General features: G+C 72.1%; 18 protein-coding genes and 1 riboswitch. Of the genes, 8 read left to right on the forward strand and 10 right to left on the reverse strand.

Translation table 11 applies throughout. The features are described from left to right. The first annotated feature begins 94 nt into the window (after positions 1-94). The 3 genes from AC5RUW_RS10245 to AC5RUW_RS10255 all read left to right on the forward strand — a co-directional run bounded on the left by AC5RUW_RS10245 (position 95) and on the right by AC5RUW_RS10255 (position 5,284). Complete coding sequence (locus AC5RUW_RS10245; protein ID WP_494160593.1) at positions 95-1,822, forward strand: L-lactate permease; 1,728 nt, start codon at positions 95-97, stop codon at positions 1,820-1,822. Positions 1,823-1,905: 83 nt separating this feature from the next. Continuing rightward, the gene (locus AC5RUW_RS10250; protein ID WP_494160594.1) at positions 1,906-4,725 is read left to right on the forward strand and encodes an FAD-binding and (Fe-S)-binding domain-containing protein; all 2,820 of its coding nucleotides are present in this window, start codon (positions 1,906-1,908) and stop codon (positions 4,723-4,725) included. A 145-nt stretch (positions 4,726-4,870) separates the two neighbouring features. Then, the gene (locus tag AC5RUW_RS10255; protein WP_494160595.1) at positions 4,871-5,284 is read left to right on the forward strand and encodes a M23 family metallopeptidase; all 414 of its coding nucleotides are present in this window, start codon (positions 4,871-4,873) and stop codon (positions 5,282-5,284) included. Between the two features lie 285 nt (positions 5,285-5,569). Here the strand turns inward: AC5RUW_RS10255 and AC5RUW_RS10260 are convergent, their stop codons facing one another. Continuing rightward, positions 5,570-7,066, reverse strand: a complete 1,497-nt coding sequence (locus AC5RUW_RS10260) for an MFS transporter (RefSeq protein WP_494160596.1) — start codon at positions 7,064-7,066, stop codon at positions 5,570-5,572. A gap of 83 nt (positions 7,067-7,149) precedes the next feature. Here AC5RUW_RS10260 and soxR point away from each other — a divergent pair, with 83 nt between their 5' ends. After that, on the forward strand, positions 7,150-7,707 hold the full coding sequence (gene soxR / locus AC5RUW_RS10265) for a redox-sensitive transcriptional activator SoxR (RefSeq protein ID WP_494160597.1): 558 nt from the start codon (positions 7,150-7,152) through the stop codon (positions 7,705-7,707). 6 nt (positions 7,708-7,713) lie between these two features. Here the strand turns inward: soxR and AC5RUW_RS10270 are convergent, their stop codons facing one another. Further along, positions 7,714-8,091: a VOC family protein gene (locus tag AC5RUW_RS10270; RefSeq protein WP_494160809.1), complete on the reverse strand. Its 378-nt coding sequence runs from the start codon at positions 8,089-8,091 to the stop codon at positions 7,714-7,716. 254 nt (positions 8,092-8,345) lie between these two features. Between AC5RUW_RS10270 and AC5RUW_RS10275 the strand changes: the two genes are divergently transcribed. The 3 genes from AC5RUW_RS10275 (at position 8,346) to AC5RUW_RS10285 (ending at position 10,872) form a co-directional block, all read left to right on the forward strand. Further along, on the forward strand, positions 8,346-9,227 hold the full coding sequence (locus AC5RUW_RS10275; protein WP_494160598.1) for an aldo/keto reductase: 882 nt from the start codon (positions 8,346-8,348) through the stop codon (positions 9,225-9,227). Between the two features lie 80 nt (positions 9,228-9,307). Next, on the forward strand, positions 9,308-10,021 hold the full coding sequence (locus AC5RUW_RS10280; protein WP_494160599.1) for a type 1 glutamine amidotransferase domain-containing protein: 714 nt from the start codon (positions 9,308-9,310) through the stop codon (positions 10,019-10,021). Then, positions 10,021-10,872 carry an SDR family oxidoreductase gene (locus AC5RUW_RS10285; protein WP_494160600.1) on the forward strand — a complete coding sequence of 284 codons (852 nt, stop codon included), beginning with the start codon at positions 10,021-10,023 and terminating at the stop codon, positions 10,870-10,872. The genes AC5RUW_RS10280 and AC5RUW_RS10285 overlap by 1 nt, the downstream gene beginning before the upstream one ends. A 69-nt stretch (positions 10,873-10,941) precedes the next feature. On the opposite strand, the gene AC5RUW_RS10290 is transcribed toward AC5RUW_RS10285, so the two are convergent. The 7 genes from AC5RUW_RS10290 to AC5RUW_RS10320 form a co-directional block, all read right to left on the reverse strand. Continuing rightward, positions 10,942-11,397, reverse strand: coding sequence for a DUF3817 domain-containing protein (locus AC5RUW_RS10290; protein ID WP_494007842.1), 456 nt, complete (start codon positions 11,395-11,397; stop codon positions 10,942-10,944). Positions 11,398-11,472: 75 nt separating this feature from the next. Beyond that, positions 11,473-12,876, reverse strand: coding sequence for a PQQ-binding-like beta-propeller repeat protein (locus tag AC5RUW_RS10295; protein WP_494160601.1), 1,404 nt, complete (start codon positions 12,874-12,876; stop codon positions 11,473-11,475). A 38-nt stretch (positions 12,877-12,914) separates the two neighbouring features. After that, positions 12,915-13,706: a TenA family protein gene (locus AC5RUW_RS10300; protein WP_494160602.1), complete on the reverse strand. Its 792-nt coding sequence runs from the start codon at positions 13,704-13,706 to the stop codon at positions 12,915-12,917. Beyond that, complete coding sequence (gene thiD, locus AC5RUW_RS10305) at positions 13,703-14,620, reverse strand: bifunctional hydroxymethylpyrimidine kinase/phosphomethylpyrimidine kinase (RefSeq protein WP_494160603.1); 918 nt, start codon at positions 14,618-14,620, stop codon at positions 13,703-13,705. Before thiD ends, AC5RUW_RS10300 begins: the two co-directional genes overlap by 4 nt. Then, entirely contained in the window at positions 14,617-15,321 is a 705-nt protein-coding gene (gene thiE, locus AC5RUW_RS10310; RefSeq protein ID WP_494160604.1) for a thiamine phosphate synthase, read from the reverse strand. The genes thiD and thiE overlap by 4 nt, the downstream gene beginning before the upstream one ends. Then, a complete protein-coding gene (gene thiM, locus AC5RUW_RS10315) occupies positions 15,318-16,127 on the reverse strand; it encodes a hydroxyethylthiazole kinase (protein ID WP_494007847.1) in 810 nt (269 codons plus the stop codon). The genes thiE and thiM overlap by 4 nt, the downstream gene beginning before the upstream one ends. Next, a riboswitch (TPP riboswitch) is annotated at positions 16,119-16,208 on the reverse strand. It overlaps the preceding gene by 9 nt. Positions 16,209-16,269: 61 nt before the next feature. Beyond that, entirely contained in the window at positions 16,270-17,178 is a 909-nt protein-coding gene (locus tag AC5RUW_RS10320) for a DUF5996 family protein (protein WP_494160605.1), read from the reverse strand. A gap of 194 nt (positions 17,179-17,372) precedes the next feature. Between AC5RUW_RS10320 and AC5RUW_RS10325 the strand changes: the two genes are divergently transcribed. Next, positions 17,373-18,734 (forward strand): multidrug effflux MFS transporter, encoded by a 1,362-nt coding sequence (locus tag AC5RUW_RS10325; protein ID WP_494160606.1) that lies wholly within the window; start codon positions 17,373-17,375, stop codon positions 18,732-18,734. A gap of 8 nt (positions 18,735-18,742) precedes the next feature. On the opposite strand, the gene AC5RUW_RS10330 is transcribed toward AC5RUW_RS10325, so the two are convergent. After that, a complete protein-coding gene (locus AC5RUW_RS10330; RefSeq protein ID WP_494160607.1) occupies positions 18,743-19,765 on the reverse strand; it encodes a LacI family DNA-binding transcriptional regulator in 1,023 nt (340 codons plus the stop codon). Between the last annotated feature and the right edge of the window lie 51 nt (positions 19,766-19,816).

A 19,816-nucleotide genomic window follows, 5' to 3' on the forward strand; every position in this document is an offset into this window, starting at 1 on the left:
TCCGAAAAGTGGGCTAGCATTCTGTGGCCTGACCAATATGGCCTGACCATGCGCCAGGCCGCCGCCCGCCTCTCCGAGCCCCCCAAGGAACTCCGTGGATACGTTCGTCCCCGCCACCGACCCGGTGCTGAACAGCGTGGCCTGGTCCGCGCTGGTCGCCCTGCTGCCGCTGTTGGTCTTCTTTGTGCTGCTGGCCTTCCTCAAGGTCAAGGCCCACGTCGCCGGGGCGGCCGCCCTGCTCGCGGCCATTGTGGTGGCCGTGCTGGCCTACCGGATGCCCGCCGGGCTGGCCCTGCTCTCGGCCAGCCAGGGGGCAGTGTTCGGTGCGTTCCCCGTGCTCTGGATCGTGATCATGGCCGTCTGGCTGTACCAGATCACCGTGCTCAGCGGCCGGTTCGAGGACCTGCGCCGGGTCTTCGACCGGATCGGCGGCGGCGACGTCCGCGTGCAGGCCATCCTGGTCGCGTTCTGCTTCGGCGGGCTGCTGGAGGCCCTGGCCGGCTTCGGCGCCCCGGTGGCGATCACCGCCACCATGCTGGTCGCCCTAGGCATCCAGCCGTTGAAGGCCGCCGCAGCCGTGCTCGTGGCGAACACCGCCCCGGTCGCCTTCGGCGCCATGGCCATCCCGATCACCACCGCCGCCAACCTGACCGGGCTCGACGCCGTCCACCTGGGCACCGTCGTCGGCCGCCAGGCCCCGCTGCTGGCCGTCTTCGTGCCGCTGCTGCTGGTCTTCATCCTCGACGGCCGCCGCGGCATGCGCGACACCTGGCCCGCCGCCGTCGTCACCGGCGTCGCGTTCGCCGTCGCCCAGGTGCTGTGCTCCACCTACTTCTCCTACGAGCTGACCGACATCGTCGCCGCCCTGGCCGGCCTCGGCGCCGCCGTCGTGTTCCTGCGCTTCTGGCAGCCGCGCGGCCTGGAGGCCGCCCGTGAGCGGATGGGCCTGCCCGCCCTGGCCGAGACCGTCACCGCCGGCACCGGATCCCGCGCCGGCGCTGCCGCCGGCGGCACCGCCGGAACCGGCGACGAGCTGACCGCCTCCCGCACCTGGCTGGCCCTGTTCCCGTACTTCCTGGTCATCGTGGTGTTCGGCATCGGCAAGCTGTGGCGGTGGGGTGTGGACGTGCCCGCGTTCCTGGCCTCCACCGACGTCAAGATCGCCTGGCCGTGGCTGCACGAGCGGCTGCTGGACGAATCCGGCAGCCCGGTCTCCTCCACCATCTACACCTTCACCTGGCTCTCCTCCCCCGGCACGCTGCTGCTCATTACCGGCCTGATCGTGGCCGTGGTGTACGCGAAGTTCAACGACAGCGGCCGGTACGCGCTGCGCGTCGCCGACGCCGTGAAGGAAATCGGCCGCACCACTTGGAACATGCGCTGGGCCGGGCTGACCATCCTGTCCGTGCTGTCCCTGGCCTACGTCATGAACTTCTCCGGCCAGACCGTGGCCATCGGCACCTGGCTGGCCGGCACCGGCGCGTTCTTCGCCTTCCTCTCCCCCGTGCTCGGCTGGGTGGGCACCGCGGTGACCGGCTCCGACACCTCCGCCAACGCCCTGTTCGCCCGCCTGCAGCAGACCGCCGGCCTCGAAGCCGGCATCGACCCGAACCTGCTGGTCGCGGCCAACACCACCGGCGGCGTCGTCGGCAAGCTGATCAGCCCGCAGAACCTGGCCATCGCGGTCACCGCGGTGAAGCTGGACGGCCAGGAGTCGGTGCTGCTGAAGAAGGTGGTCGGCTGGAGCGTGGGCCTGCTGCTGGTGCTCTGCACGCTGGTCTACCTGCAGTCCACCCCCGTGCTGGGCTGGATGCTCCCATAGCCCACAGGTGTTCCGCTGATGCTCCAAGGGCCTAGATTGGTCCTTGGAGCATCGCCGCTTCCCCCCGACGGATCAGGATCGATATGAGCGTCACTGCAGAAAACCCCGTCCCCCCGTTCGCCGGTTCCTTCGCCGGGCTGGGCCCGAACATCAGCACCCGGGAAATCGACCGGCGCAAGATGGCCCACGACGCCTCGCACTACCTGCTGGTTCCGCAGGCGGTGGCCACCCCCGGCTCCGCTGAGGAGGTGGCCGCGCTGCTGCGCCGCAGCCGGGACCAGGGCATCCCCGCCACCTTCCGCTCCGGCGGCACCAGCCTCTCCGGGCAGGGCATCACCGACTCGCTGCTCATCGACACCCGCCGCCACTTCCGCGGCATCCAGGTGCTCGACGACGGCGCCCGGGTCCGCGTGGAGCCCGGCGTCACCGTGCGGGCTGTCAACGCCCGGCTCGCCCCGCACGGGCGCAAGCTCGGCCCCGACCCGGCCAGCGAGATCGCCTGCACGATCGGCGGGGTGGTCGCCAACAACTCCTCCGGCATGTCCTGCGGCACCGAGTTCAACACGTACCAGACCGTGGAATCCCTGGTGATGGTGCTGCCCTCGGGCACCGTCATCGACTCCGCCGCCCCCGACGCCGCCGAGCGGCTGCGCGCCCTGGAGCCGGAGCTGTTCGACGGGCTGCTGCGCCTGCGCGGCCGGATCGTCGCGAACCCGGAGTCGGTGCGCACCATCACCCGGCTGTTCTCCATGAAGAACACCATGGGGTACGGGCTGAACTCCTTCCTGGACTACGAGGATCCGGTCCAGATCCTCGCCCACCTGATGATCGGTTCCGAAGGCACCCTCGGCTTCGTGGCCGAAGCGGTGTTCCGCACCGTGCCGGCGCTGCCCCAGGCGGCCACCGGGCTGCTGCTGTTCGAGGACCTCGACGCCGCGGCCACCGCGCTGCCGGACCTGGTCGCCCAGGGCCTGGCCGCCGTCGAGCTGCTGGACGCCACCTCGCTGCGGGTGGCGCGCGCCGCCGTCGACGCCCCGGAGCAGCTGAAGGCGCTGGAGGTGGACCGGCATGCGGCGCTGCTGATCGAGCACCAGGCGGCCGACGTCGAGCAGCTGGCGGAGCTGCGCGCCGCCACCGATCCGCTGCTGGCCTCGCTGGACCTGGCAGCGCCGTTCGAAATGACCGGCGACGCGAAGGCCCGGGCCCGGCTCTGGCATATGCGCAAGGGCCTGTACACCACGGTGGCCGGCGCCCGGCCCACCGGCACCAACGCCTTGCTCGAAGACATCGTGGTGCCGGTGCCCGCACTGGCCCGGACCTGCGCCGAGCTGACCGAGCTGTTCGGCAAGCACCGCTACCGGGACTCGGTGATCTTCGGGCACGCCAAGGACGGCAACGTCCACTTCATGCTCAACGAACGCTTCGACGATCCGGTGGAGCTGGAGCGCTACCAGGCATTCACCGACGACATGGTGGACCTGGTCCTCGCCGAGGGCGGCTCGCTGAAGGCCGAGCACGGCACCGGGCGGATCATGGCCCCGTTCGTGCGCCGCCAGTACGGCGACGAGCTGTACGAGGTGATGTGCGAGCTGAAGGCGCTCATCGATCCCCCGAACCTGCTCAACCCCGGGGTGCTGCTGAACGACGACGCCGCGGCCTACATCCGCGACCTCAAGGTGGCGCCGACGGTCGAGGAGGAGGTGGACCGCTGCGTCGAGTGCGGGTACTGCGAGCCGGTCTGCCCCAGCAAGGACATCACCACCACCCCACGCCAGCGGATCGTGCTGCGCCGCGAGATCGCCGCAGCCGAGCAGCGCGGCGACGACGCCCTCGCCCGCCGGCTGCGCGAGGACTACGACTACGACGGCACCCAGACCTGCGCCGTCGACGGCATGTGCGTCACCGCCTGCCCGGTGCTGATCAACACCGGCGACCTGACCCGCCGGCTCCGCCGCGAGGACGCCAACCCGGCGGCACAGCTGGGCTGGAAGGCCGCGGCCAAGGGCTGGGGCGGAGCCACCCGGCTCGGCGGCCTGGCCCTGTCCGCCGCGAAGGTGTTCCCGGCGCCGCTGCCCAAGGCGGCCACCGCCGTCGCCCGCGCCGTGCTCGGCGACGAGAACATTCCGGAATACACCGGCGTACTGCCCGGCGGCGGCAGCGCCCGCACCCCGCGCGAGGATCCGGACGCCGAGGTCGTGTTCTTCCCCGCCTGCATCGGCACCATGTTCGGCCCGGCGGCCGACGGCGAGGGCGCCGCAGCGGCGTTCCTGGAGGTGTGCGGGCGGGCCGGCGTGGGCGTCCGGGTGCCCGAGGGCATCGGCAGCCTGTGCTGCGGCACGCCCTGGAAGTCCAAGGGCTTCAGCCAGGGCTACGAATCGATGACCGACCGCGTGCTGGCCGGGCTGTGGGAGGCCTCCGGCGGTGGGGCGCTGCCAGTGGTGTGCGACGCGGCGTCGTGCACCGAGGGCCTGGACACCATGAAGCGGGCGGCCGCCCAGAGCGAGAAGTACGCGGCGCTGCGGTTCGTGGACTCCACCGAGTTCGTTCGGGACCGGGTGCTGCCGAGGCTGGCCGTCTCGCGGAAGCTGACCTCGCTGGCGCTGCACCCGACCTGCTCCTCCACCCAGCTGGGTGCCAACGACGCCCTGTCCGAGATCGCCGCGGCGGTCAGCGACGAGGTGTACGTGCCGCCGAGCTGGGGCTGCTGCGCCTTCGCCGGCGACCGCGGGCTGCTGCATCCGGAGCTCACCGCCTCGGCGACCGACCGGCAGGCGGCGGAGATCAACACGCGCGAGTTCGGCGGCTACGCGTCGGTGAACCGGACCTGCGAAATCGGCATGTCCAAGGCCACCGGCCACACCTACCGGCACATCCTGGAGTATCTGGCGGAGGCGACGCGGTAGGGGCGGTGCCGGTCTGGGCGGCAGGGACGCGCGCGGCCGGTCCGCCCCGCCCTCGTGGCGCACCGTCGTCGGCGTCGAGCCGCCCGAACGGTTCACCGGCTTCGAGGCACCGATCCTGGCGCCGGCGTCCGGCGTCGTCGCCGCGGTGCACGACGGCGAACCGGACCATGAGGCCCGCCGCTCCCCCGTTTCCCTGCTCGGCTATGCCCTGACCCAGGCCGGCCGGGTGCGGCGGGGTGTGGGGGCGGTCGCCGGAAACCACGTGGTGCTGGCTGTGCCGAGCCAGGCGGATGCCGGCGTCGACGTCCGCACCGTCTATGTGCTGCTCGCTCATCTGCGGCGGGGCTCCATCGGCGTCGCCGTCGGGGACACCGTGGTGCCGGGAGGACGGCTGGCGGAATGCGGCAACTCGGGCAACAGCACCGAGCCACACGTTCATGTGCAGGTCACCGATTCGATGGACTGGGCACGGGCACGTGGCCTGCCGCTGGCCTTCGAGCATCCCCTAACCGGCGAGCCCTGGCTGCCGCGGAACCGAGAGATCGTCGACGCCGGCTAGCCGAACTATCGGTGTGTTGAGGTCCCTTACCGCCGGCCCCAGGCCAACTATCGGCGGCTTGACGTGTGAAAGGCCCCCGCGAAGCAACACCAACCCGCCGATAGACGAACCGGCGCGGGCGCCAGGCCTGGCCACCCAAAGCATCCGTTGTACAGATAACGTCCCTTCACCCACTGCCAGGCAGCATCTGCTGTACAACGGATTCCCGGGCGCCAGGCCAGGCAGCATCACCTGTACAAACGATTCGCGGACAGCGCGGAGACACCTGCTTATCTCCGCAGCTGCTCAGCCCCGGTCGCCGGCCTCCCGCGCCGGCCGCAGCAGGGCGGTAACCGCCAGCGCGGCCACGGCCAGCGCCACGGCCCCGGCGAACACCGCGGTGAATGCCTGCTCCGGGGAGGCCGGCAGCAGCGCCGCGAAACCGATGCCGCCGAGCGCCAGCCACAGCGACTGCACCAGGTTGTCGTTGATCTGCAGCGAGGAGCTGTTGGCGCCCTCCTCACCCCGCCGGGACCAGTCCAACAGCAGCACCGACAGGGTGGAGAACCCCATGCCGATGCCCAGCCCGGCCACCGCCCAGCCGGCGATGACGACGGCGACGCTCACCTCCGGGTGCACGGCGGCCAGGGCCGGGACCATGCCAGCGGCCATCAGCAGCACACCGATGCGCACCCGCATGACCTTCGGGGCCAGGAATCGCAGGTTGGCCGCCAGCCAGGAACCGCCGAACCAGGTCAGCGCGGAGACGCTCAGCAGCGCGCCCGCCTCCACCGGCTCGAACCCCCGCTGCTCCACCAGGGCCAGCGGCAGATAGGCCTCGACGCCCACGAACGCAGCACCCACCAGGCCCCGGGACGCGATGACCGCCGGCAGGCCGCGGCGCAGGGTCCAGGTGCCCTTCGGCAGCAGGCGCGGCCCGCCCAGCAGCACCGCCGCCAGCGACACCGCCGCGAGCAGCACCGGCCAGCCCCATCCGTCCATGCCCTGCTCGCCCAGGCTGCCCAGCCCCAGCACGCCCGCCGCGGCGGTCACCGACCACAGCACCGGGCCGGGCCGCGGCCGCCACCGGCCGTCGGAGGCGGTGGCGCGCAGCACCGGCTCCAGCGCCAGATAGGCGACGACGGCGAGCACCGGGGCGATGCCGAACACCCACCGCCAGCCGAGGACATCGTTGATCGCGCCGGCAATAACCGGTCCGATGACCCCCGGCAGCACCCACCCGCTGGTCAGCACCGTGAACGCCTGCGGCCGCATGGCCTCCGGATAGGCGCGGGCCACCACCACGTACATCGCCACCGAGGCCAGCCCGGAGCCGAAACCCTGCAGCCCGCGGCCCACCAGCAGCAGCCCCATGCTCGGCGCCAGCGCGGCCGCCGCGAGCCCCAGGGAGAACAGCAGGACGCCCAGCCGCAGCGCCGGGCCCGGTCCGCGGGCGTCACTCCATCCTCCGCCCAGCCCGATCGAGACCACAGACAGTGCCATGGAGGCGCCGAACGCCAGCGCGTACAGGCTCAATCCGTCCAGGTCCCGGGCCACGACCGGCATCACCGTCGCCACCGCGAGCGCCTCGAAGGCGAAGAGGAACGCGAGCGCGAACAGGCCCGCCGTCGTCGTGCGGTAGGTACGGGACCAGACCCGGGCCGCCGACGGCGCGCCGCCAACCGGAACGGAAGAGGACGCGACGACGGCGTCCGCCCGGGCGGCGTTCCCCGGGGCTGACGTCGGCGGGGCGGGATGGGGGCTGCTGCCGGGCTCGGGCACTCGGGCTCCTTCGTCGATCACGGATACATTCTGCGCCACGGCTCGCGGCGGCAGTGTCCAGCGAACAACCTCAAGTACCGTTGAGGTCAAGCAGGAGGAACACCATGACGCCCAACCCCGAGCAGGACCGGGAACTGACTCCCGGGCAGCTGTCCGAACGCAGCGGGGCAGCCGTCTCCGCGCTGCACTACTACGAGCGTGAGGGGCTGATCAGCAGCCGCCGCACCGCCGGCAACCAGCGCCGCTATCCGAGGCACATGCTGCGCCGGGTGGCGTTCATCCGCATCTCCCAGCAGCTGGGCATCCCGCTGCGTGACATCCGCGCCGCACTGGCGACCCTGCCGCCCGACCGTGCCCCGAGCCGGGAGGAATGGGCCCGGCTTTCCGCCGGCTGGCGGCAGGTGCTCGACGAGCGGATCGAGCAGATGGAGCGGCTTCGTGATGACCTGGACGGCTGCATCGGCTGCGGCTGCCTGTCCCTGACCCGCTGCAGCCTGTACAACTCCCGGGACTCCCTGGCCGCGGAAGGGGCCGGCCCGAGGCTGCTGCTGACCCGGCAGCGCCGGGACGCCGGCCGGCGGCAACAGGTCACTGACCTGTCCGCCGTCCCGGCCGACGTCTCCCCGGATCCGGACCGCGCCGTCCCGCCCGTCGACGCTTAGGGCCGCTCAGTTCGGGATGAACTCCGGCGGCAGCTGCTGCAGCGACCACTCATTGCCGTCCGGGTCGCTGAAGTACACGAACCTGCCCCAGTCCAGCGGCGTCACCTCGCTGGCTTCGACGCCGTTGTCCACCAGGTGCCGGCGCGCGGCCTCGGCGTCGGGCACCACGATCTGGATCCGTTGGCTGCCCGGCACCATATCCGTGGTTCCGGTGCCGATCACCACCGAGCAGGCGGACCCCGGCGGGGTCAGCTGAACGAACCGCAGGTCGGGGTTGACCTGCTGGTCGTGGTCGGCGTTGAAGCCGACCCGGTTCACGTAAAAGTCCTTCGAGGCATCCACGTCCGTCACCGGCACGGGCACGAGTTCGATTCTCCAGTCCACGGTGCGTCCCTTCGCGTCGTCGGCCGGGCTTCCCGGCCGATGCAGCGACACTGGGCGTTCCCATCGGCAGCCGAAAGCGATTCGCGGACGGTATCGGTCCGCATCCGGGCAGAGTGGGGACGGGCCGGGCGGGGCCGGCGTTCCCGGGGCACCCCGGCCGCCCATCACTTATCCGTTCCCGGGGCACCCCGGCCGCCCATCACTTATCAGGGTGCTGAGGAATAAACCCCGCGTCGCCCTGTGTTGCCGACTACATGAGCGAGCAGACCGTAGAACCGAATCTGTCCCCCGTCATCGACCTGAAGGACCTGGGCCCCGTCCACCGGCTGGGCTACGGCGCCATGCGAATCGTGGGCGACGGCGTGTGGGGCGAGCCCGAGAGCCGCGGCAGCGCCGTCGAGGTGGTGCGCCGCGCCGTCGAGCTGGGCGTCGACTTCATTGACACCGCCGACTCCTATGGGCCGAACATCAGCGAGGAAATCATCGCCGAAGCCCTCTACCCCTACCCGGAGGGGCTCCGGATCGCCACCAAGGTCGGCTTCGTGCGCACCGGTCCGGACGTCTGGGTGCCGGTCGGCCGGCCGGAGTACCTGCGCCAGCAGACCGAGCTGAGCCTGCGGAAGCTCAAGGTCGACTCCCTGGACCTGCTGCAGCTGCACCGCATCGATCCCAAGGTCGACGCCGAAGAGCAGTTCGCCGTCCTGCGGGACCTGCAGCAGGAGGGCAAGGTCAAGGCCCTGGGCCTGTCCCAGGTCACCGTGGAGCAGCTGCAGTCCGCAGAAAAGTACTTCACCGTTTCCACCGTGCAGAACCGCTACAACCTCACCGACCGTTCCTCCGAGGACGTGCTCGAGTACGCCGAGGCCAACGGCATCGGCTTCATTCCCTGGGCGCCGATCTCCGCGGGCGAACTGGCGCAGCCGGGCGGACCCGTGGACGACGCCGCCCGCCGCCTGGGCGCCACCACCTCCCAGGTCGCCCTGGCCTGGCTGCTGCGCCGCTCCCCCGTGATGATGCCGATTCCGGGCACCGGCTCCGTGCAGCACCTGGAGGAGAACATGGCCGCCGCGTCCCTGCAGCTCGACGACGCCACCTTCGAGGAGCTCGACGCCGCCGGCCGCGCCGCCGCGAAGTAGCACCCGACGCAGCACCGCGGCACGGCGCCGCCGTGCCCCTGCGCCATCCTGACCCCCCACCCCCCACAAGGAGGACCCCCATGTCGAACATCCTGATGGTCGTATCCGCCGCCGATTCCCTCACCATGAAGGACGGCTCCGAACACCCCACCGGCTTCTGGGCCGAGGAGCTCGTCGAGGGCCACCGCACCCTGATGGAGGCCGGGCACACCGTCACCTTCGCCACCCCGGGCGGCAAGCGCCCGACCGTGGACCAGGTCAGCCTTGATCCGTCCCAGGCCGGCGGCGAGGACCGCGCCACCGAGCTGCGCCGCTACCTGGACACCCTGGCACCGGAGCTGGAGCACCCGCTGGCCCTGGCCGACGTCGACCCGGCCGACTACGTCGCCGTCGTCATCCCGGGCGGGCACGGCCCCATGACCGACCTGGCCGTGGATCCGCAGATGGGCCGCATCCTGGTCGCCGCGAACGACGCCGGGCTGATCATCGCCCCGTACTGCCACGGCCCGGCCGCCCTGCTCAGCGCCGTGACCGAGGACGGCGCCTTCGCCTTCGCCGGCCGCCGCGTCACCGTGTTCACCAACGAGGAGGAGCTGAACGGCGGCACCGGGGAGAACACCCCCTGGATGGTCGCCGACGTCCTGGCCGAGAAGGGCGCCGTGGTGGACGCCGGCCCGGCCTGGAGCAGCTTCGTGGTCCGCGACGGGAACCTGATCACCGGCCAGAACCCGCAGTCCTCCGTGGCCACGGCCGCCGCCGTGCTGGCCGCCGTTGACGGCGACGACGAGATCTGATGAGCCGCGTCCTGATTGCCGGCTGCGGCGATCTGGGCACCGAGGCCGGCCTGCGGTTCGCTGCGGCCGGCCTCGCCGTGTCCGGATGGCGGCGCAGCGCGGAAAAGCTGCCCGCCCCGATCGAGGGCACCGCCGCCGACCTCACCGACGCCGGCCTGCCGCCGGTGCCGACGGACACCGACGTCGTCGTCATCACCCCCGCTGCCCGGGAACGGAGCGAGGCCGCCTACCGGGCCACCTACCTGGACGGCACCGTACATGTGCTGGACGCGCTGGAGCGCGACGGCGTGCACCCGCGACGAATCCTGCTGGTGTCCTCCACCGCGGTGTACGGCGACGCCGACGGCGGCCGGGTGGACGAGCTCACTCCCGCGGCTCCGGCCTCGGCCACCGGGGCGGTGCTGCGCGAAGCCGAGGAGCTGCTGCTGGCGCGCCGGCCTGACGCGGTGGCGCTCCGCCTGGCCGGAATCTACGGCCCGGGCCGCACCCGGCTGATCGACCAGGTGCGCTCCGGAGCCGCCGTCGTGCGTCCCGGGCAGCTGACGAACCGCATCCACCGCGACGACGGCGCCGCGGCGCTGGTGCACCTGGCGGGACTGGCCGATCCGGCGTCGCTGTATCTGGGCGTCGACGACGAGCCGGTGGAGCAGGCCGAGGTGCTGGCCTTCCTGGCCGCCGAGCTGGGACTGCCCGCGCCGGCGGTGGATCCCGACGCCGGGCCCTCCCCGCGGGGCGGCAACCGGCGGCTGAGCAACGCCCGGCTGCGCGGCTCCGGCTTCAGCTTCACCTATCCCACGTATCGGGAGGGCTACCGGGCCGTGCTCGCCGGCACCGGCGTCCGGCACCCGTAATCAAGCTGCACAGTGCAAACGAGGCCGCTTCCCCGGGGGAAGCGGCCTCCTTTGCGTGCGTCGTGGGGCTCAGCCCTTCGGAATGGGCGGACCGAGGTAGAGCAGCACCGAGAACACCACCGCGACGCCGACCAGCGCCACCAGCGCGGCGGCCACGGGGCGGCGAAGCACCAGCGCGGCGACCCTGTCCGGGAAGTTGGCCGGCTCCTCGCCGCCGGGCGCCATCCGCCAGCCGCCCTCGAGCATGCCGCGCCGGTCCACCGACTTTTCGAACGGGATGGTGGCCCAGGGCACGACGGCGAGCAGCACGCCCAGCACGCCGGTGCGGGCCGGCCACTTCTGGTTGGCCCAGACGAAGACGGTGACCGCGGCGTAGGAGAGGAAGACGAAGCCGTGCAGGCCGCCGGCGATCGGCGTGAACGACTCGTTGTCGAAGCCGTACTTGGCCACCAGGGCCGCGATCAGCAGGGTCCACGTCACGGCCTCGGCGAATGCGAGGGTGGTGAACAGTTTCCGGGGAGTCATGGCGATGCGCTTACCTTCCACATGGACGTTGCCAACATTATGTCAGCATGGCTCCGGCACCCCTAATCGCCCGGATCAGTTCGCCCGGGGCAGGAGCAGCACTTCGGCATCGTCGCCGCTGCCCTGAAGGAACAGCAGGCTGTCTCCGTCCACGAGCGGCCCCAAGGGCGCGCTGTCGCCCTCGAAATCGGTCCTGGCCCGCACCTGACCGGTGGCGGCGTCGACGGCCAGCAGCCGGTGGCGGCCCCAGGGGGTGCCGTCATCGCTGCCGTGGACGGCGGGGTCATGGGACGAGGCGAAGACGTAGGCCGTGCCGCCGGCCAGGGCGGCGCGCAGCTCGGGGGGCGGGAACGGCGGTGCGCTCTCATCCGCTGCGGTGCCACCGGAAAGGCCCGCCGTCCACCGGGCTCCTGCGCCGCCGGCGTCCAAGGCATGCACGGCTCCGCCGGAACGGACCAGGACGGTCGGCCCCTCGGCCATGATCTCCACCGCATCCGGGAGGCCGGCGTATGCCGTCTGCGGGGCGGGCACGGTGCCGAGCACCTCTTTCTCTCCCCGGGCGCCCACCCGCAGCACGTCAAGGACGTCTTCCCTGCCCTCCGCGCCGCCGGGCCGGCGTTCGGTGACGAGGAAGCCAGCCGCGTCGGCGGTCAGTGCCCCGTACTCGGTGCCGCTTCGGCGGACTACCAGGCGGGTGCCGTCGGCACGGTCGAAGAGCTCGATGACGCCACCGTCGGACACCGCCAGCACGCCGCCGGACACGGCAATGGAGGTCCGGTCTCCGACGGCGGCTCCGCTGTCCGCCCGCCACTGCTGCACCGCCGCCCCGGTCTCCACGGCGCTTTCGTCAGCCGCCGCGGCGCCGGGGGCGTTGTCGTCCCCGGCGCCGGTGTCCAGGGCGGTCAGGGCGCCGTCGGCCAAGTAATACAGGAAGCCGCCGTCGACGGCGAGAACGGGGAACTCCCCCGCAGCGGCCAGCGCCTCTGCCCGTCCGGTGGCCAGGTCGTAGCGCCCGATTTCGCGGACGTCGTCGCCGACGGTGCCGGCGATCCGTTCGTCGGCGAAGTAGAGGTAGCCGTCGGCGATCACCGGCGCGGTCTCCCGGCTCAGCCGGGTGCTGCCCTTGCTCAGCGACCGGCCTTCGTAGTCAGGCTCCGGAAGGGAGGCGGGGACGGCGCCGGTGCGGTAATCGGTCACGGTCACGCCGCTGTCGGTGTAGGAAAACAGCCAGCCGTCCACCGCCTCGGTTGGGCCGCTGTATCGGTATGCCGCCTTTTCCAGCGGAACCCGCTGCAGCTGCTCCGCCGGCCAGCCCTCGCCGTCGAACACGTTAATCCACGGGTGTCCGCCGGTGTGGAAGGACGGCGGTCCGGAGGCGGACGCCGCCCGGCTTTCCTCCGCGGCGCCGGTGCAGCCGGCGAGCAGCAGGGCCGCCGCCATCGCAGGCGCGAGCAGCATGGTTGAGGTGCGGTTCGGCATCGTTCCCCCGATCGGTGCCCGGACAGATGCCTGCGAGCCTACCCTGTTGGCTCCCCGATGCCGCCGACCGGAACCGGCACGTCCTCGCGCAGTCCCTGGGCAAAGAACGCCAGTTCCCATTCCATCGACGTGGCGAAGGCTGCCGCTGCCGCGTCCCGCGCCGGGGCGCCGTCGGCCGCGGCCAGCGCCTGCTCCAGCAGCGCAACGGCGCGGGCCGTGGCCTCGCTGAACCCCGTCGCGCTGTAGGTCTGCACCCAGTCCCGGTAGGGGCCGGCGGGATCGGTGCGCGGCAGCAGCCGCGCGCCGACGTCGGCGTACAGCCAGAAGCAGGGCAGCACCGCGGCGACCGCGCGCAGATGGCGGTGGGCGCGCGGGGCCGCCGCGTCGTCGCTCTGCAGGTGGGCGAGGTAGCCGCGGGTGACCGGCGACGGCGATACGGGGGCCGCGGCCAGCCGGCTGCGGTGCAGGTGCTGTTCCTCTTCGATGCAGGCCTGTGCCTGGACGTCCCAGAAGGCCCGGGCCTGCTCGTCGTCGGCCAGGTCGGCGCACCGAGCCAGGGCGTCGGCGTACCCGCCGAGATACAGCGCATCCTGGGCGAGATAGGTGTCGAACGCCGGGCCGGGCAGGCTGCCGTTGGCCAGCCCGCCGAGGAACTCCAGCGCGTAGACGCGCTGCCGCGTCGCAGCCGTGCGGCGCCACAGCTCCTCCGTGAGCGGCCCGGCTGCCGCGGGCCGGGGTACGTCCAAGGACTCGTCGGAATTGGAGGACGGGGCCGCGGAGCCGGGCTGCGTGGGTGCGGTCAGGTCCTGATCTGCCGTGTGCGGGCTCATCGTGAGGTCCCTTCGGATGCGGCGGCGCGCAGGGGCCCGGTCAGGCCGCGCTCCCAGACGCCGTGGAAGTGGTGGATGGGTCCGTGCCCGGAGCCGACCTGCAGCTCGTCGGCGTGCTGCAGCGCCTCCTGCAGCCAGTCCTTGGCGGCCCGCAGGGCCGCCTCCCAGCTGCCGAGCCGCGGGTACAGGGTGGCCAGGGCGGAGGACAGCGAGCAGCCGGTGCCGTGCGTGTTCGCCGTCTGAACGCGCGGTGACCGGACTTCCGCCACCGACCCCTCTGCGGACACCAGCGCATCCGGACTGCCGGCGTCCGCGTGCAGGTGCCCGCCCTTGGCCAGGACGAGGACCCGGTGCCGGGTGGCGAGGGCTTGGGCCTGTTCCAGTGCTTCGGTCCAGCTGCCGGCTTCTTCGGTGCCGAGCAGGGCGGCCAGCTCCGGCAGGTTCGGCGTCACCAGGTCCACCCGGTGCAAAAGGTCCCGCACCGCGTCCTCCGCGGCGGCGTCGAGCAGCCGGTCGCCGCTGGTGGCCACCATCACCGGATCCAGCACGACGGCGGGCGGACGCACCCGGTCCAGCCAGGCCGTGACCGTGGCGGCGACGTCGGCGCCGCCCAGCATGCCGATCTTCACCGCATCGAGGTGCACGTCGTCGGAGACGGCGTCGAGCTGCTCGGCCAGGAAGGACACGGGCGGGGTGTGGATGGATCGCACGCCGTGGGTGTTCTGCGCCACCAGGGCGGTCACCACGGCCATGCCGTAGCCGCCGTTCGCGGCAATCGACTTCAGGTCCGCCTGGATGCCGGCTCCTCCGGTCGGGTCGGTGCCGGCGATGCTGAGCACCCGCGGCACGGCGGTGGTTCCGGCCGCGCCGCCCGCCGTCGCCTCCGCGGCAGCCCGGCCGGTGGACCCGCTCATCGGTTCCACTCCCGGACCAGGTCGGCTGCGGCCTGCCGCGGATCGGCGGCCGCGCAGACCGCGGAGACAATCGCGACGCCGCTCGCCCCGGCGGCGCGCAGCGGCGCGACGTCGGCGGCCGTGACCCCGCCGATCGCTACGCAGGGCACCGGAGCCGCGGCCGCGAACCGGGCGAAGCCGTCGATGCCCAGCGGTTCGGGGTGGTCCTTCTTGGTGGCGGTGGGCCGGATGACCCCGGTGCCCAGATGGTCCACGGTTCCGGCCGGCAGGGCGGCGAGCGCGGCCAGGTGCTCGGGCCGGTTGGCGGTCAGTCCAACGACGGCGTCCGGACCGACCAGCTGCCGTACCGAGGTGACGGGCAGGTCCGACTGGCCCACGTGCACGCCGTGCACGGCCGCACCGGCGGCCCGGGCCGCCAGGTAGATGTCCACCCGGTCATCGACCAGCACCAGCGCCCGGTCTCCCACCGCTTCGGCGACAGCCATCACCCGGGCGAAGAACTCCGCTCCGGAGGCCTCCTTCTCGCGCACCTGGACGGTGCGGATGCCGCCGTCGACGGCCGCGCGCACCGTGTCCACCAGGCCGCGGGACCCGCACTGGGCGGTGTCGGTAACCAGGTAGATGCCGGTGCTGCGGGCCCGGGCGCGGGGACTGGCAGCGCTCATCAAGGCGTTGTTCTCCATCAGGTTCTCCGTGCTCATGCAATGTCCAGACGGGTCTCGAGCTCGGCGGCGTCTACGGCGGCGAGCGCGTCAAGGAACGCGACGGCGAAGCTGCCCGGGCCAGCGGCCTGCTCGGCGGCAATTTCGGCCGCCACGGTGTAGACGGCGGTGCCGGCGGCTGCGGCGGCCAGCCGGTCGGCGTCGGGCGCGGAGCCCAGGAATGCAGCGGTGACGGCGCCCAGGGCGCAGCCGCCGCCGGTGATCCGGGTCAGCAGCGGATGCCCGTTGGCGATCCGGAGCACGTCCCGCCCGTCGGTGATCAGGTCCACCGGACCGGACACCGCGACCACGGAGCCGTACTTGCCGGCCAGCAGCTGCGCGGCCGGCAGCGCGTCCTCGGGGTTGTCGGTGGCGTCGACGCCGCGGCCGCCGGCGCCCTGGCCGGCCAGGGCAATAATCTCGGAGGCGTTGCCGCGGATCACGGCCGGGCGGCGTTCGAGCAGTTCGGCGGCCAGCCGGGTCCGGACGGGCAGCGAGCCGACGGCCACCGGGTCCAGCACCCAGGGGGTGCCGGCGTCGGCGGCGGCGTCCGCTGCCTCTGCCATCGCCTCGCGCTGCTCCGCGGTGGGCGTGCCCAGGTTGATCAGCACCCCGGAGGCGATCCGGGCAAACGGTCCGGCCTCCCCGGGAATGTCGGTCATCGCCGGAGCGGCGCCGAGCGCGAGCAGGGCGTTGGCGGTGAAGTTGGTGACCACCGCGTTGGTCAGCGACTGCACCAGCGGCGTGCCGGCGCGCAGCTGCGCGAGGAGGTCAATGGTCAGGTCCGGAGTCAGGCGAATGCTCATCCGCGACATCCCTTCGCTAGTTCTAACTAGATCAGGTTCGACGGGTCTCATCTCAGCCTTGCGGCACCCCGTGTCACTGCCCTCGACTGTAGCCCCGCTCACAGGCAGGGGCAAACCCCCGGCGGGCCCTGCCCGCAGCGCGTCAGCGGCGGTAGGTCAGGGCCTCCGTGGCCCAGTCCAGGTCCGGCCAGGGATCCTGGCGCTGCAGGATGGCGAAGGCGCTGGAGCAGAAGTCCACCACGGTCTGCTGCGGGTCCGCCGTGGCCAGGGCGTCCTCAAGGGGAAGCACGTACTCGCATTCCTTGGCCAGGAACCGGGCGGCGTCGGGTTTCAGCATGGCCTCGTAGCTGCCGATGTCGCTGACGAACGGATAGGGCAGCACGAAGAAGGACGGCCGTGGAGACTTCGGATCGCCGGGCCAGAATCCGAACTCGCAGGCTTTCTCGTCGAAGGATCCGGCGGCGATCTCGCCGCGGCCGGGATAGGGCGCCGCCTGGCCGCTGAACAGCGTGCCGGTGAGGTCCATGGTGCCGAACCAGTAGGCGGGCATCTCCACCTTGCCCCGCCACGGCGCCATGAACGCGGCGATGCTGCGGTACGCGAAATGCAGGTTTTCCAGGAACAGGGTCACCGCTTCCCGGTCGTAGGAGGCGTGCCGGTCATCCTGGTCGAAGTCGACCGGGTCGTGGAACTCCTGCGGCCGGACGTTGATCGGGGTGGGTGCGTTGATGTCGTCCAGCGCCACCATCAGCTGCTCGTAGAAGTCCTTGACGCTCAGGCCCGGCCCCAGCGGGATCTTCTCCCGCAGGCCGCGGCTGTTCTGCACGACGACGTGGTGCCGGCGCAGGTTGAAATAGATCTCGAAGTTCGACTCGTGCGCCGGAATGATCCCGGTGCCGATCCCGTCGATGGTCAGGAACAGGCGGACGTGCGCCCACTCGGGCCGCTTGGGGCTGCGCTCGAGCTTCACCTTGCCCGCCATCTGCAGGAACATGTGCAGCGTATCGGCGGTGGCCTGCCAGTCGGGATAGTTCAGGAACCTGGTCTTCATCTCCTACGCCTCTCTCGCGGAAACCGGCGCCTCCCCCACAGCCCTTCCCTCAGTCTGGAGGCCGGCTCCGACGCCGACAAGGGTGCGCACGGCGTCCGCCCCCGGCGGCCGAGTGTGCCGCCGACCGGCGTCATGCAGCCGTAAAATGGACGTCCATTCCCCCGCCTGCCCATGCCCACTAGGCTGTAGTCCTTATGCGCCCTAGGAAGACCACTGCGGCCGCGTCGGCCGATTCCCGCTCCCGTTCCGTTTCCGACACAGTTGCCGCCCGTCGCCGCGGCCTGAAATACGTGCTGATGCTCGGTGCCCTGGCCGCACTGCCGGCAGTCACCACGGACATGTATCTTCCGGCCCTGCCGGCCGTGGCGGAGGACCTGCACACCAGCGCCGCCGCCGCGCAGTTCACCCTCTCCGGCACCCTGCTCGGCGCCGCCGTCGGGCAGCTGGTGATCGGCCCGTTCTCCGACCGCGTGGGCCGGCGGCTGCCGCTGCTGCTGGGCATCAGCCTGCACGTGCTGGTCTCGCTGCTGTGCTCGGTGGTGCCGAATATCGAGACGCTGATCGGGCTGCGGGTACTCCAGGGATTCTTCAACGCCGCGGCCGGCGTGGTGGCGATCGCCGTCATCCGGGACCGGTTCCAGGGCTCCGACGCGGCCCGGATGCTTTCCCGCCTGATGCTCATCATCGGCCTCGCGCCGCTGCTGGCGCCCACCCTGGGACAGGCGGTGATCGCCGTGTGGCAGTGGCGTGCCGTGTTCCTCGCCCTGGCCCTGATCGGCGTCGTGCTGGTGGTCATCGTCTGGCGCTGGATGCCCGAGACCCTGCCGCCGCACCGCCGTGCCCGGGCGGCCGCCGCGGCGGAGACGGCCGAAGCCGCACGCGCCGCCGAGGCGGGCGAGGACGCGGCCGCCGCCCGCCCGCGGGGGTACCGGGTGCTGCTGCGGGACCGCCGCTTCCTGTCCCTGGCCGTGCTGCCCGGCCTGGGCATGGGCGTGATCATGAGCTACGTGGTCGGCTCACCGTTCGTGTTCCAGGAGCAGTACGGGTTCAGCCCGGCCCAGTTCGCCGGGATCTTCGCCTTCAACGGCGTGGCCATGGTGGTCACCGCCCAGGTCAACGCCGCCCTGGTGCAGCGGGCGGCGCCGCTGCGCATCCTGCGCACGGCCGCTCCCGTGCTGCTGCTGCTGGCGCTGCTGCTGCCGCTGGTCATCGCGCTGGACCTCGGCGGCGTCGTCGGCCTGATCGCGGTGCTTTGGCTGGTGCTGGGCATGCAGGGCTTCATCATGGCCAACGCCAGCGCCTTGGCCCTGAACGACTACGGCCACATGGCCGGCACCGCGGCCGCCCTGATCGGCTGCCTGCAGGTGGGCCTGGCCGGGCTGATCAGCCCGCTGGTCGGGCTGCTGGGCTCCTCCGCCCTGGACCTGTCCCTGGTGGTCATCGGCTGCGCCGCCATGATGGTGCTCATCCTGGCATTCGGCGCCTCCGCCTACTCCCGCCGGCGGCCGGGTACCGGGCGCAGCCTGCGCCGCCCGCCGGCCGCCTCGGGGAACTGACCGGCCGCTCAGCCGGCAGGCGGCGGCGCGGTGCTGTCCCGCACCACCAGGGACGTGGCCAGGTCCAGGCGCAGGTTGTTCGGGTGCTCCCCGTCGCGCAGCTGCATCACCATCCGGGCGGCCTCCTGGGCCATTTCGATCAGCGGCTGGTGCACGGTGGTCAACGCCGGTGAGGACCACCGCGCCATGGGCAGGTCGTCGTAGCCCACGATCGACAGCTCCTCCGGCACGCTGATGCCCAGCTGCCGGGCGGCGTCGAGCACGCCCAGCGCCTGCAGGTCACTGCCGGCGAAGATCGCCGTCGGCCTCTCGGCCAGGGCCAGCAGCTCCAGCGCGAGCCGGCGCCCGCCGTCGACGTGGAAGTCCCCGTAGCGGATCAGGTCCGGGTCGATCGGCAGCCCCGCGGTGTTCATTGCCGACCGGTAGCCGTCGATCCGGGCCAGCGAGCACATCATGTCCTCCGGCCCGGTGAGCGCGGCGATCCGGCGGTGGCCGAGCTCGATGAGGTGCCGGGTGGCCATCATCCCGCCGGACCAGTTGGCCGAGCCCACCGACGGCACGTCCGGGGCCGGGTCGCCGGCCGGATCGATGATCGCGAACGGAATGGACCGTGCCTCCAGCTGCCGCCGGCTTTCCTGCGCGAGGTCCGAAAAGACCAGCACGACGCCGGCGGGGCGGCGGGCAATCACCCCGTCCACCCACTCCGGGCCCGGGGCGTGCCGGGTGCCGCTCTCGGTGAGCACCACCGACAGCCCGTTCTCCCTCGCCACGTTCTCCACGCCGCGCACGATCTCCAGCGCCCAGGCGCTCTCCAGTTCATGGAAGACCAGTTCCAGCAGGGTGGAGCGGGAGCGGGCGGCGGAGCGCGGCCGGTAGCCGTGGTCATCGAGCAGCGCCTCCACCCGGGCCCGGGTGCTGCTGGAGACGTCGGAGCGGCCGTTGAGCACTTTCGAAACCGTTGACAGCGACACGCGCGCCTCGGCGGCGAGGTCGGCAAGGGTTACCCGCCCTGCCGTGGACTGGCTGGTCATGAGGCCTCCGGTTTTCGAAAGTTGGCGCCTGCAACAAAAGTATTGCGCGTC

The sequence above is a fragment of the Arthrobacter sp. Y3222053 genome, from assembly GCF_059092805.1.